Source organism: Pectobacterium betavasculorum (assembly GCF_000749845.1).
In the GTDB taxonomy this organism is placed as follows: Bacteria; Pseudomonadota; Gammaproteobacteria; order Enterobacterales; family Enterobacteriaceae; genus Pectobacterium; species Pectobacterium betavasculorum.
This window is the reverse complement of record NZ_JQHM01000003.1, coordinates 343942-357345: the sequence shown is the minus strand read 5'-3', so window position 1 is coordinate 357345 and position 13404 is coordinate 343942. Positions and strand designations below refer to the sequence as shown.

Annotated in this window: 16 protein-coding genes and 1 pseudogene; 11 read left to right on the top strand and 6 right to left on the bottom strand. The window is 49.0% G+C overall.

The annotated features are described in order from the left end of the window. Positions 1-14 precede the first annotated feature (14 nt). Positions 15-440 (bottom strand): nitric oxide-sensing transcriptional repressor NsrR, encoded by a 426-nt coding sequence (nsrR, locus tag KP22_RS11630; RefSeq protein ID WP_005974824.1) that lies wholly within the window; start codon positions 438-440, stop codon positions 15-17. Positions 441-765: 325 nt separating this feature from the next. After that, positions 766-897, bottom strand: a complete 132-nt coding sequence (locus KP22_RS22890; RefSeq protein WP_280513137.1) for a hypothetical protein — start codon at positions 895-897, stop codon at positions 766-768. Here KP22_RS22890 and KP22_RS22765 point away from each other — a divergent pair. Next, positions 832-1008: pseudogene (locus tag KP22_RS22765) on the top strand (methyl-accepting chemotaxis protein); the annotation flags it as partial. The gene KP22_RS22890 and the pseudogene KP22_RS22765 sit on opposite strands and share 66 nt — an antisense overlap. Positions 1009-1529: 521 nt before the next feature. Then, positions 1530-3362, top strand: coding sequence for a sensor domain-containing diguanylate cyclase (locus KP22_RS11620; RefSeq protein ID WP_039306548.1), 1833 nt, complete (start codon positions 1530-1532; stop codon positions 3360-3362). Here the strand turns inward: KP22_RS11620 and KP22_RS11615 are convergent. Then, positions 3331-4347 (bottom strand): type IV pilus twitching motility protein PilT, encoded by a 1017-nt coding sequence (locus tag KP22_RS11615; RefSeq protein ID WP_039324391.1) that lies wholly within the window; start codon positions 4345-4347, stop codon positions 3331-3333. The two genes, KP22_RS11620 and KP22_RS11615, sit on opposite strands and share 32 nt — an antisense overlap. A gap of 21 nt (positions 4348-4368) precedes the next feature. On the opposite strand from KP22_RS11615, the gene KP22_RS11610 reads away from it, so the two are divergent. From KP22_RS11610 to KP22_RS11580, 7 genes are all read left to right on the top strand, one after another. Next, on the top strand, positions 4369-5082 hold the full coding sequence (locus KP22_RS11610) for a YggS family pyridoxal phosphate-dependent enzyme (RefSeq protein WP_039306545.1): 714 nt from the start codon (positions 4369-4371) through the stop codon (positions 5080-5082). Positions 5083-5179: 97 nt separating this feature from the next. Beyond that, positions 5180-6001 carry a pyrroline-5-carboxylate reductase gene (gene proC / locus KP22_RS11605; protein WP_039306759.1) on the top strand — a complete coding sequence of 274 codons (822 nt, stop codon included), beginning with the start codon at positions 5180-5182 and terminating at the stop codon, positions 5999-6001. A gap of 50 nt (positions 6002-6051) precedes the next feature. After that, positions 6052-6606 (top strand): YggT family protein, encoded by a 555-nt coding sequence (locus tag KP22_RS11600; protein ID WP_010295003.1) that lies wholly within the window; start codon positions 6052-6054, stop codon positions 6604-6606. Further along, positions 6603-6893 (top strand): DUF167 family protein YggU, encoded by a 291-nt coding sequence (yggU, locus tag KP22_RS11595; protein WP_039306544.1) that lies wholly within the window; start codon positions 6603-6605, stop codon positions 6891-6893. Before KP22_RS11600 ends, yggU begins: the two co-directional genes overlap by 4 nt. Before the next feature lie 17 nt (positions 6894-6910). After that, positions 6911-7504 (top strand): RdgB/HAM1 family non-canonical purine NTP pyrophosphatase, encoded by a 594-nt coding sequence (gene rdgB / locus KP22_RS11590; protein WP_039324388.1) that lies wholly within the window; start codon positions 6911-6913, stop codon positions 7502-7504. Then, positions 7497-8636 carry a radical SAM family heme chaperone HemW gene (gene hemW, locus KP22_RS11585; RefSeq protein ID WP_039306540.1) on the top strand — a complete coding sequence of 380 codons (1140 nt, stop codon included), beginning with the start codon at positions 7497-7499 and terminating at the stop codon, positions 8634-8636. Before rdgB ends, hemW begins: the two co-directional genes overlap by 8 nt. 227 nt (positions 8637-8863) lie before the next feature. Then, positions 8864-9127, top strand: a complete 264-nt coding sequence (locus KP22_RS11580) for a type II toxin-antitoxin system ParD family antitoxin (protein WP_231566886.1) — start codon at positions 8864-8866, stop codon at positions 9125-9127. A gap of 192 nt (positions 9128-9319) precedes the next feature. On the opposite strand, the gene KP22_RS11575 is transcribed toward KP22_RS11580, so the two are convergent. Then, complete coding sequence (locus KP22_RS11575) at positions 9320-10237, bottom strand: LysR family transcriptional regulator (RefSeq protein ID WP_039324385.1); 918 nt, start codon at positions 10235-10237, stop codon at positions 9320-9322. A 103-nt stretch (positions 10238-10340) separates the two neighbouring features. On the opposite strand from KP22_RS11575, the gene KP22_RS11570 reads away from it, so the two are divergent. Beyond that, the gene (locus tag KP22_RS11570) at positions 10341-11549 is read left to right on the top strand and encodes an MFS transporter (protein WP_039324382.1); all 1209 of its coding nucleotides are present in this window, start codon (positions 10341-10343) and stop codon (positions 11547-11549) included. A 433-nt stretch (positions 11550-11982) separates the two neighbouring features. On the opposite strand, the gene KP22_RS11565 is transcribed toward KP22_RS11570, so the two are convergent. Beyond that, positions 11983-12369, bottom strand: coding sequence for a hypothetical protein (locus KP22_RS11565; protein ID WP_011095138.1), 387 nt, complete (start codon positions 12367-12369; stop codon positions 11983-11985). A 361-nt stretch (positions 12370-12730) separates the two neighbouring features. Between KP22_RS11565 and KP22_RS11560 the strand changes: the two genes are divergently transcribed. Then, on the top strand, positions 12731-12859 hold the full coding sequence (locus tag KP22_RS11560; RefSeq protein WP_081923409.1) for an entericidin A/B family lipoprotein: 129 nt from the start codon (positions 12731-12733) through the stop codon (positions 12857-12859). Positions 12860-12948: 89 nt separating this feature from the next. Here the strand turns inward: KP22_RS11560 and KP22_RS11555 are convergent, their stop codons facing one another. Further along, positions 12949-13404, bottom strand: coding sequence for a GNAT family N-acetyltransferase (locus KP22_RS11555; protein ID WP_039293499.1), 456 nt, complete (start codon positions 13402-13404; stop codon positions 12949-12951).

Genomic DNA, 13404 nt, shown 5'->3' with positions numbered 1-13404 from the left:
AGGCTGAACGAAATTCATTCAACCAACAATAATTTATAAAGCGGCGGGTTTTCTTTGACCATATCAGCCAGCGTGTATTGATCCAGCTCATGCAGGAAATTTTGTACCGCCTGTTGAAGCACCTGTTTCAAGCGACAGGCTGGCGTAATGTGGCAAAACTCATGGCTACAGTTGACCAACGTGAGCGGTTCCAACTCGCGCACGACATCGCCAATTCGGATTGTTTCTGCCGGTTTTCCGAGGCGGATACCGCCATTCTTACCGCGCACGGCCATCACCAACCCAGCACGACTAAGTTGATTGATAATTTTGACCATATGATTACGAGACACGCCATACACTTCCGTTACCTCCGAAATGCTGGTCATTTTCCCGCTCGGCAGTGACGCCATGTAAATCAGCGCCCGCAAGCCATAATCCGTAAAACTTGTTAACTGCACATAAACCTCGGATACCTCTGGGTATCATTGACAGGCGCATTGAGTTCGCCCCTGAAAAACCAACGCTATTGTCAGATAATAAACCAGGCACAAACACTACGGCTAATTATTTATACCCTTTGCGTTACGAGAGGTTGTCGGGCCGTATCCTGCTCACTCCCCCCTTTTACATCTGCCATATCTTTTTAATTTTATCTCACCGCAACACAGATAACGTATTCTCTTTCGTTGCACCCACCAAATCTATACCCCCAAGTAATTCGAGTTGCAGGACAAAACGTTAACGTTTTGAACAACGCAACGCGTTGGCTCTTTAGGGCGATGCTCAGCGATCAGCATCGTAACGCGACAAGAGAAGGACAAATTCGTCGGGAACGAATTTGACCAGCCAAAACAGCATCGCGGTATCGAGCTGGTGAACGTCGCCTTCACGCAGATTGACAAAGTGGCTCAGCACAATGCGCAACTCATCAAAGCCTCATCCGCGACCACGCAATCGTTAGAGCAACAGCCTCAACAGTTGATGCGGTCCATGGCGCTGTTTCAGGTAGAGCCTCGCCTTTCCTAATCTTGCACCGCTGGTGGTCAACTCCCATACTGACCACCAGCATGACGCAGAATAGCTCCCGTTTCCCGTTTCTTTTCTCGTGCATCTCCTAAAAAGCCGAATAAATAATGAGAGCAGGCAGAAAAGTACTTTAAAAAAAACCCATTTCACACGTTATACTTTCAAATAATTTGAGTATTATTTTTTTACCGCTATTCTCTGTTTTTATACATAAGCATATAAATAGGGTTTCGGCATAAATGTGACCAGAATAATCTCATCAACATTTTGAATAAAAAGACAAAGCCCTTATTGCTAGCATTAGCTATGCGTTTCAGACCATTAATTACTTATTTATAATATATTTATTACATTAATTAATATCACGCTATTTTATTAATTCAGCCCATTGATTTCAGCGCACAGAAAAAGGGGGACCGCCAATCACCCGATACCACCGCAGACGGCATCATGGTAAAACGAATGCCTCTGACAACAGCGAATCAAGGGTAAAGACAGAAAGAATATAGGCAGAGATAAACATGAATAATCAGTCAGTTGATGTTGATTTGATTACCAGGTTTGACAATGAAGCCAAACTACACGCGCTCGATTCCGTCTATGCCATCGCCGAATTCGACCTGGCAGGGAAGCTAATTGAAGCCAATCCTCTTTTTTGCAAAATGCTGGGCTATAAAAAAGAAGACATTATTCAGAAAAGTCACACACTTTTTCTGCCAGAAGCACAACGTCAAAAACATGATCATTTCTGGCACGATGTCATCAAAGGAAATATTAATGCGGGGGAATTTCAACGAAAAACCCAAAAAGGAGACATCATTTGGCTCCACGCCGCTTATACGCCCATTATTGATCATTCCGGTCGTCGAATTGGTGTAATAAAACTGGCGCTTGATATTACTCAGGAAAAGCGTCTGATGTCGGAACATCGGGCACAGCTGGATGCGATTGAAAATGCGCAAGGCGTGATCGAATTTGATAAAGACGGCTATATCACCCACGTTAATAAACACTACCTGATACTGACAGGCTATGAAGCAAAGGAAATTCTCGGTCTGCATCACAAATCACTCTGCGATCCCATTTATACCGAACAGGCCGACTATCAAACATTTTGGGAAACCTTGCATCGCGGCCACCCTGTCAGCGGGCGCTTCCACCGACTGGGTAAAGGAAACCATTCATTCTGGATACAGGCAACTTACAGTCCGGTCATGGATAGTGAAGGGAATGTGAGAAAAATCATTAAATATGCCCACAACATCACACAAAATGTCGAAACCGAAAAGAAAGCCCATCAGCAAGGCATCATTCTCGATATCCTGCTATCCGTTCATGACAGCTTTCTGCTCGACCATAATCTGCCTTCAGCCTGCGATAAAGTCTTTGAACGATTGCTTGACGTGACCAACAGCAACTTCGGTTTTATCGCCACGTTGCAGGAAGATGAAGACGGCCAGTCGCTCTATCTTCCTGCGATTTCCAACCTTGCCTGGGATGAAGAAACCCTAATCTGGTACAGACACCAGCGCAGAACTCACGGCGGCCTGAGGCTGCGTAAACTTGATAACCTGTTTGGCCATGTAGTGACTCACAACACGGTGGTGTGCACCAATAATCTATTGAGGCAAAAGGCTGGTCGGGATCTTCCCCCCATACATCCTGCGCTGTATTCCCTGCTCGGCATTCCTATCACCCACAACGGCAAAGCAATCGGGATGATCGCACTAGCCAACCGTCAGGAAGGTTACGATCAAACAATGATCGAGCTACTGGCACCGCTGGTAAAAACACTCGGTATCATTATTCACGCACGTTCACTTGAGGATGAACGCACGCAGATAGAAGCGTCTCTCCGCTTTAACGCAGGCCATGATTTTCTCACTGGACTGCCGAATCGCAGCAGTTTCTTCGAGCAAGCCCGCGCGTTTTTCCAACTCAGGCAGCAAAGCCCGCACGCAGATAAAAGCTGTCTGGCGATTATCGATATCGATTTATTCAAAAGCATTAATGACCAATTCGGCCATCTGGCTGGCGATGCCGTTCTCAAAGAGCTGGCGATGCTGATGCGTATGTCATTACGTCAGGAAGATCTGGTCGCCCGTATTGGGGGAGAGGAATTCATCATCCTGCTAAAAGATGTCCCTTATCAAACCGCCGTCATGGCTATCGAGCGTATTCGTAAAGCGATTGAGCAACATACGCTGGAATACGATCGCCAGAATCTGCATTTCACGATCAGTGCAGGGATCGCGGCTTACCGTTCCGATCTTGCTTCCGTTGAAGACTGGATTCAGTTAGCCGATGAAAATCTCTACGCAGCTAAACGGCAAGGGCGCAACTGTGTGAAATAAGCCTATCCCGACAGCGCTGCTGGTAGCTTTGTTCGAACGTTTGCATCCCCGCACCGGCTCCGGTTTGAATCAGGCCAGGAAGCTGGTGCGTTTTTCCCTCACGAATCAGGTTGCTGACTGCCGCTGTGGCGGTCAGCACTTCATAAAGTGCGATGCGACCACCTTGCGCTGCGGGCAATAGCTTTTGCGTTGCCACCGCCTGCAAACAGGTTGCTAACTGACTGCGAACATAGGCTTTCTCTTCTCCGGGAAAGACATCAATCAAACGGTCGACCGCCTGTGATGCACTGCGCGTATGTAGCGTTGATAGCACCAAGTGGCCCGTTTCCGCTGCTGTCAGCGCCAGCCGAATCGTCTCCGTATCGCGCAATTCCCCCAGCAGAATGACATCAGGATCTTCCCGCAATGCCGCCCGTAGCGCCTGCGCAAAAGAAGCACTGTGCGCACCGATCTCCCGCTGTTGAATCAGGCAACGTCGGCTGACATGAATAAACTCGATCGGATCCTCCAGCGTAATCACGTGGCGATCGCTGCTGTCGTTTAACGCCCCGACCATCGCCGCCAGCGTCGTGGATTTACCGCTGCCCGTCGCGCCGGTAATCAAGATCAGCCCGTTCGGTTTCTCCAGTAGCGTCGAGAGCACGGGTGGAGCATGTAATTCATCCAATGAAGGCTGAACGGACGGGATAATGCGTAAAGCCGCAGACAACCCCTCTCGCTGGCGAAACACATTTACCCGCAGGCGCTGGCCGCCTGGCAACATTAACGCGCCGTCTACCTGCCCTACCAGCCGTAGCTGCTCTTGCTGAGTCGGTTCTAGCCAGGCATCGCACCATTGTGCCACCTGCTTCGGCGTTAAACATGGTAAGGTATTTTCAGGCTGTAGCCGCCCATCCACACGTAACACTGGTGGATGCCCGCTACAAAGGTGCAGATCCGAGGCATTATGTTTTACACTACGCACCACCCATTCATCCAATTCCATAGATTAACCTCCTGAATAACCATGACGACAATCCAGCAGAATCTACAGGACATCCGGCAGCAAATCGCAGCCACCGCGCAGCAATGCGCACGGGCACCAGAAGAAATTACGCTACTTGCAGTCAGTAAAACCAAACCTGTGAGCGCGATCGAAGAAGCTATCGCGGCAGGTCAGCGTGCGTTCGGCGAAAATTATGTCCAGGAAGGCGTGGAGAAGATTCATTATTTCCAGGAAAACCAATCGGACACGCCGTTGGAATGGCACTTTATCGGCCCATTACAGTCCAATAAAAGTCGACTGGTGGCTGAGAATTTTGACTGGTTTCACACCGTGGATCGCCTGCGTATCGCGCAGCGTCTGAGTGAACAACGCCCGGTCACGTTGCCGCCATTAAATGTTCTGTTGCAGATTAATATCAGCAACGAACAGAGTAAATCCGGCATTATGGTGGATGAACTTACGGAACTCGCCGCCAGCGTCGCCGCCTTGCCTAACCTGCGCCTGCGCGGGTTAATGGCTATTCCGGCACCGGAAACCGATCACGAGCGGCAGCTTGCTGTGTTTAAACAAATGACAGCACTGTTCCAAACATTGTCAGTAAATTATCCGCATATTGATACACTCTCTATGGGGATGACGGATGACATGCGTGCGGCGATTACCGCAGGCAGCACGCTGGTGCGCATCGGTACGGCAGTCTTTGGCGCGCGAGACTATTCATCCCCAAAAGCATAAGCAGTCAGTCAAGAGCGCATAAACAGCAGGCACGCCCTGAACAGCACGTCATCTTTAGACAGAATACAAACGGAACAGGTGATCAGCGATAATGCAGATGCAACAACGTAAAATAGCGTTTATTGGTGCCGGAAATATGGCGCAGGCCATTATCGCCGGGTTGGTCAACGGCGGTTATCCCGCTCAACACATCAGCGTTTGCGCGCCTTCTGGTAAAAACCGCGATGCGCTGGCTGCACAATATGGCGTCATCAGCAGCGCAGATAATGCACGCTGCGCTCAGGAAGCAGACGTCATTGTTCTGGCCGTCAAACCGCAAATGATGGCGACAGTTTGTGAACCGTTACATCAACAGGTCAATTTCGCGGGTAAGCTAGTGCTCTCGATTGCAGCGGGAATCAACATCGCCCGTTTTCAGGCGCTGCTGGGTGAGCCGCTAAATATCGTGCGCATTATGCCCAATACACCGTCTCTGGTCGGAAAAGGGATGAGCGGAATGTATGCCTCCGCGTCCGTCAGTCAGGCCGATAAAGACTTCACCGCACAGCTGATGCAAAGCGTCGGTAAAATTTGCTGGGTGGATAGTGAGCAAGGTATTAATAGCGTGATCGCCGCAGCGGGAAGCGCACCGGCCTATTTCTTCCTGTTTATGGAAGCGATGCAGCAGGAAGCCATTCGCCAAGGGTTCGATCAGGAAACCGCTCGCCTGCTGGTGCAACAGGCCGCCTCGGGCGCTGCCGCGCTGGTTGAAGCCAATCCCGATACACCACTGTCGGCGCTGCGAGAAAATGTCACCTCCAAGGGCGGCACCACGGCAGAAGCCCTGCGAGTGTTTAATGAACAGCACTTGACGCAAACCGTGGCCGAGGCCATGCAGGCGGCAATTGCTCGCGCACAGGAAATGGAAACGCTTTTTTAATCAAAAGCGGCATCCCCGATTCTTTATCTTATTAAGGAAAAGACGTACTTATGCTCACCCTGACTTTTCTGGTCAAAACGCTGGTCGACCTTTATGTAATGGTCCTGCTGCTACGCATTTGGATGCAGTGGTCACGCAGTGATTTCTATAATCCACTGTCGCAGTTTGTCGTCAAAATCACCCAGCCAATTGTCGGGCCGTTGCGCCGGATTCTGCCGTCGCTGGGGCCGATTGACAGCGCCTCATTGCTGCTGGCCTTTATCCTTACGACGATCAAATATCCGTTACTGCTGTTGATTCAGGTTGGCGCGATTTCCCTTAGCCCGATGAACCTGCTGGTCGGGCTCATTTCGCTGATTAAATCCGCTGGCTATCTGGTCTTCTGGGTCATCATTATCCGTTCCATCATGAGCTGGGTCAGCCAGGGTCGTAGCCCCATTGAGTATCTGCTGCATCAGTTGACCGAGCCGCTAATGGCACCGCTCCGCCGCATTATTCCTGTTATGGGCGGCATTGATTTCTCTGCCATGGCCGTCATTCTGATTCTGTATATGCTCAACTATCTGGGCATGGACCTGTTTCCGGGGCTGTGGTTCCTGCTGTGAGTGCAATTACCCGCCACGGCGATGCACTGGTGATTCGGCTCTATATTCAGCCGAAAGCCAGCCGCGATCAGATCGTGGGTTTGCATGGCGACGAATTGAAAGTCGCCATCACCGCTCCACCGGTTGATGGGCAAGCCAATGCCCATCTAACCAAATTCCTCGCCAAACAGTTTAAAGTCGCCAAGAGTCTGGTTGTGATTGAAAAAGGAGAACTCGGGCGCCATAAACAGATTAGAATTACCCATCCGCAGCACATCCCGGCTGACGTCGCGGAATTCATTGAATAAATACGCAGGACAAGACGATGCAAAAAGTGGTTTTGGCTACCGGAAACCCCGGTAAAGTGCGCGAGCTCGCCAGCTTGCTGGCCGATTTCGGTCTGGATATTGTGGCTCAAACCGAGCTGGGCGTGGATTCTGCCGAAGAAACGGGCCTGACCTTCATCGAAAATGCCATCCTGAAAGCACGTCATGCGGCGCAAATCACCGGGTTACCGGCCATTGCCGATGACTCAGGGCTGGCTGTCGATGCGCTGGGCGGCGCACCAGGCATTTACTCGGCACGCTACGCGGGCGCAGAGGCCAGCGACCAGCAAAATCTGGATAAGCTACTGCTAACAGTAAAAGATGTACCGGATGAACAACGCCGCTCCAGCTTCCATTGCGTGCTGGTGTATCTGCGCCATGCTGAAGACCCGACACCGATTGTCTGCCACGGCAGTTGGCAGGGTGTGCTGACACACCAAGCCTCTGGCAGCGGTGGCTTTGGTTATGATCCTATCTTCTTCGTCCCTGAGCTGGGTAAAACGGCGGCAGAATTAACGCGTGAAGAGAAGAACGCGCAGTCCCATCGTGGTCAGGCACTACGCCTGCTGTTGGAAACGCTACGCAATGCTTAAGCTTCCCCCGCTCAGCCTGTACATTCATATTCCGTGGTGCGTACAGAAATGCCCGTATTGCGACTTCAACTCGCATGCGTTGAAAGGCGATGTGCCGCATCAGGAATATGTCGATCATCTGTTGGCGGATCTGGATGCCGATTTGCCGCTGGCGGGGGGCCGCACACTGCACTCGATTTTTATCGGCGGCGGAACGCCTAGCCTGCTAAGCGCGGAAGCGATGCAGGCGCTGCTCGATGGTGTTCGGGCGCGAATCCCGTTAACGCCAGATGCTGAAATTACGATGGAAGCCAATCCCGGAACAGTCGAAGCCGACCGTTTTAGCGGTTATCAGCGCGCGGGGATTAACCGTATCTCCATCGGCGTGCAGAGTTTCGATCCGCAAAAGCTGACGCGTCTTGGGCGTATTCACGGCCCGGATGAGGCGAAACGCGCGGCACAGCTAGCGACCGGTCTGAAATTGCGCAGCTTTAATCTGGATCTGATGCACGGCCTGCCGGATCAATCGCTAGACGAAGCGCTGGACGATCTGCGTCAGGCCATTGCGCTCAACCCGCCGCATTTATCGTGGTATCAGTTGACCATCGAGCCCAACACCCTGTTTAGCTCGCGCCCGCCTACACTGCCGGACGATGATGCACTGTGGGACATCTACGAGCAGGGTCACGCGCTACTGAGCGCAGCGGGTTATGAGCAATATGAAACCTCCGCCTATGCCAAACCGGGCTACCAGTGCCAGCACAATCTGAATTACTGGCGCTTCGGTGACTATCTGGGGATTGGCTGTGGGGCACACGGCAAGCTGACTTTCAGCGATGGCCGCATCCTGCGCACAGTAAAAGTCCGCCATCCGCGTGGCTATATGCAGGGCACGTATATGGATAAGCAGCACGATGTCGCCAACGACGATCGGCCTTTTGAGTTTTTCATGAACCGCTTTCGCCTGCTGGAAGCCGCCCCACGTGCGAATTTCACGGCGTACACCGGTCTGGAAGAGCACAGCATTCGCCCGCAGTTGAATCAGGCGTTGGCACAAGGCTACCTCACGGAAACCGCAACCCACTGGCAAATCACCGAACACGGTAAACTGTTTCTGAACTCTCTGCTGGAGCTGTTTTTGGCGGAAGAGTAGCAACAATTCAGTGGGCTTTTTTTCTCTGGTAAACCAGCCCACCGCTTTCTCTTCCTATTTTTCGTCTTACAACGCTTATTGCGAACCGACTCCCTTTCCCATCAAACGCCGCTTGTACGCGGTGCGGAAATCCTTTTTCCTTGTACTAGACGCTAGGAGACGATTTCATCTTTAAGTACGCTACTCGCTTATGATAAGAATAAATCTTACATCTGAGAACCGGAGGCATGATGGCCAGAACCATGACAATTGACCTTGGCGATGAACTTCGCCATTACGTGGCATCGCTGGTGGAATCAGGCGATTACCGCACGCAAAGTGAAGTTATTCGGGAAGCGCTGAGAATGCTACGGGAAAAACAGGCAGAGTCAGATCTACAAACGCTGCGCCACTTAATCGCTGAAGGGAAAAACAGCGGAGAACCACAGGAGTGGGATAAAGATGAGTTCTTGCGAAAAATCAGAAACAGAACGCGAATAGCCACCCGATAAAACCAAGCTAACACCTCAAGCACAGCGCGATCTGGAAGCCAACGAACACGCGTTTATCGCTATTAGGCACAACAATTTTCGGGACAGAGCACAATCAAATTTGACAGGCCGTAATGAGCGAACAGCGGGCGTTTTGTGTTAAGTAGGGATTCATTGTGACAACTGTACTCTCTGTGGCGATTCAATGCTGCTTTATGTTGCTAAGGATATATTGCTCAATTTCTGATGTATGAAATCAATGAGCGATCTTGTTTTGGCGGGCAAGTAACTCCGATCTGAATAAATTGCGAACAATTGTAATGGGGCTACCGATTGTTCAAACTCAACCTCGATTAACCGTCCATCGTCAATGTAGGGTTGGCAGGCTTGTTTCGATAGAATGGCAAAACCGACACCTGATACCGCAGCCCGTCCTGCCATCTCTCCGCTATTTACCCGATAATGCCCTTTAACCTTAATTATCTCGAATCCCCCCTTTGTATTGACAAACTGCCAGGGAGCGCCTTTCAGTGCACTTACCGTTGTAATACAGGGTAATTCTTCAAATTGCTGGATATGAGAAGGGGTGCCATAACGCTGAATAACGGAGGGGGCTGCAACAATGGTGCAAGGAATAGTCACCAGATGACGGGCTATGTAGTCACTGTCATCCATCTGACCACGGGTAATAATGATAGCTAAATCCAGATCATCCCGCAGGGATTCGAAACCAGACAAATTTGTGACACAGCTGATCTCCAGATCCGGGTACTGACAGGCAAAATCGGCAACAACAGAACCCAGCAATGCAGGACCTATTTCATTGGGAATACAGATACGTAATGGGCCCTTGAGTTGCATTTGCCGCAACGTTAATTCTGTCTCAGTTTGCTCAAGCGCCTCCAGTAATGGCTTCGCTCGGGTATAGAGTAAGTGCCCCGCTTGGGTGAGTTTCATATGTCGAGTGCTGCGCTCAATGAGCTGAAGATTCAATTTTTCTTCTAACTGAGAAATACAACGACTAACATTTGATGCCGGCATTTCAAGGACTTTCGATGCCCCAACAAAACTTTCTCTTTCAACCACAGCCGTGAACACTTTCAGGGTATTAAAATCAAGAGCCGGACGCATCAACTATCCCATATATGATAATAATGAGCACCATTTTTACCATGTAATGCGCGCCATTGATATCGATTAAACTCGGATATCTTTCATCCACAGGTTGCTTGCTATGCCACTGGTCACACAAACGTTTAATCATAAAGCCCTCATGCGGATAGCTATTGTAATGGCTTTTATCCAGTTCACTAATGCGCTGGAGTACATGGCGTTAACGCCTGTTTTTGCTTTTATGGCAGACGAGTTTTCGGTTCCTGTATCATTTTCTGGTTATGTCTCTGGTATGTACACACTGGGTGCTGTCCTTTCTGGAATTGTTGCTTTTTATTGGATCGACCTGTTTAATAAAAAACAATTCTTGATCAAGAATATGGTGCTCCTGGGAGCACTAACATTTTTGTCCACACTCACTACTCATTTTGGCACGCTTCTGGTACTACGATTTTGCGCAGGATTGGTTGGTGGTACGACAATGGGTGTGGGTACGAGTATTTTGATAAATTGTGCCCCAGCAAACTTGCGAGGAAAAATACTGGCAACGGTGATTGCATCATTTTCGATGGTAAGTATCGTCGGAATGCCAGCTATATTATTTTTGTGCACACACTATGGTTGGCATACTGCGCTGTGGTTAATCAGTTCACTTTGCCTGCTGTCTTTACCGTTGATAGTATTTATTATTCCCAAGGATACGGTTCAATCAGGCGTGAAAGCCAAACTATCTATTGATGCTCAAACCTTACTTTTCGCCTCTTGTACTGCACTGGTACAATTTAGTCCAATGCTCATTATTCCCATTTTGACTCCATTAATGTTGCAGTATATGGGAGCACAACAAAACCTATTACCCTTATTGTTCTTAAGTGGGGGAATTGCAGGTTATCTGTCTACAAAAATAACAGGTGTTCTGACATCGCATTTATCTGCTCTGATGTTGGCAACAATTTCAACGCTATTCTTTATAGCAAGTTTGCTGATTCCGGCAATGGGCTATCATAATGCCGTTCTATTTATAAGCTTATTTCTTGGAGCCTCATATAGCCGACTTGTTTCCGCTTCGTCGGTTGCTGTCCAGTATCCTGAGGATGAACAACGAGCCAGTTTTTCTTCACTACAGACAGCAATGATGTTCCTGATAACAACTCTCGCATTCTTTTTGTCTTCCTTATTACTACCTGATCAGGGAATAACAACGCAAAATCTAAACAGGCTGTTGGTTATAAGTGCATTAGCCGCATCTGGATTTCCCGTAATGGTCATAATACTTCAAAAGAAACTGGCTAAACGTACTCTCCAGCCTGACCACCCCATCATTGATTAGCATAACGTCCGCTCTTGCGCGAAGTACATAGGCTCAGCAACTGGCGCGGGGAGGGAAATGAGGTCCCAGAAGGAAGTATTACTTTTCAAGAGTGTGGCTGGCCTGCCACACACCTATCCTGTTAATGAACACATTATAAATGACTACTACATCTGCACCTGACACTAAGCGGACAATGAATGTAAGAATATCAGGGCTGCTGATATAGATTGGCGTTTGTTAAAATGTCTCCCACCTGCACAGCTTAAATACAACGTTTAGGGAATTTCCGTAATATGCTATCTATTTGCGGATGTACAGAAAACAACAACGCGATAGCTATGCCCGATGAAATAAGGGTCAATGCCGTTGAATAGTTATTTTAATTTTATGTAAGAGATTGAAAAAATATCCGGGGAAAATAATATACCCCGGTTAGATGTCTGCATTGATATTATGTCGGCATCGAGAATGTCGTGACTTTATTAGACTGTGGATCGATAGAGATGATGCAAATTGCTAAGTTACCACCGAAGCGATCTTTACGATCGGATATTTTAAGATTGTAAGTCTCAGAGAAGGACGTGTAGCCGGATGAATTACTTTCATTAAGCTTAAATCCAACTAATTGTTCGAAGTAAGATCGCGTTTGCCCAACGCTGTTTTTGCATTGGTCATTAGTGATAGTGCCGACTTTTCTTGTAGACGTCGTCTGCACAGCGTTCGACGTTTTAGGCGTGAGTGCCTCATTCACTGCTTTCATCTGATCGCCAATATTTTTCGGAAAGTCAGCACATGAGGAAGTAGCCAGTACAAGCCCGCACAGTAAAATTTTTTTCATTAAAATTCTCATAATCTTAAAAGGGTTGCTAATTTTAGATATCATTTTTTACAAAGCGTTAACCATATTTTACCTGCTTATATCTGTCAATACGAATCATCGATTATAGAAGATGACCAGCCCCCGCAGAATTAGTACATTCAGATGCTAGCAACGTCCGCTCCTGGCAATAGCTGCCGTTCAAATCAGGTTTAGCTCTGTGCATTAACAGAGTCAGATCAGAGCACATACACATAGGTAGCAACATAATTTCAAACGATATCAGCTGGTTCAGGCTATACGAGGATTGAATTTTTACCTGCGGTTATGACAAAGTAGAAACTTATCACACCTGTTTATCAACCACCTGCGGGTAACGATGATGAAACGTATAACAACAATCGTAGTCGCGCTACTGGTCACGGCAGCATTAAGCGGCTGTAACACCACGCGCGGCTTTGGCGAAGATGTGCAGAAACTGGGTAATAAAATTTCCCACGCCGCTAGCTAACTCAGCGTCAGATAACAAAAAACCGGCGAATATCTTAGCCGGTTTTTTTACACAGTATCTATTCCTTCCGACGCCACACTCGATGCTCTTCAGAACGCCGACAGCATATCAATATGCGGGATACCGTCTTCGTCATATGCCTCGCCGGTCGCCACAAAGCCAAACGCGCCGTAAAATGCTTGCAGATGAGCCTGCGCAGACAGGAAAAGATGCTTTTGCGGCCAGTGGCGTGCACAGGCAATCAACGCGTGCTCCATCAACTGATGCCCTAGATGTTGCCCACGAGCGTGAGGCGCCACAATCACGCGTCCAATCGTCACCACATCGTTGTTCGGATGGGGGGCGAGTAGCCGGGCATACGCGGCCAGCTTGCCGTCGCGATATGCCGCAATGTGACGATTGCCGTCCACCAGATCGCGACCATCAATATCCAGATAGGGGCAGGTTTGCTCAACCACAAATACCTGGCTGCGCAGCGCCAATATGTCATGCAGTGAATACACGTTAAGGTCTGCCACATCCCAGTCATGCCATATCAGACTCAT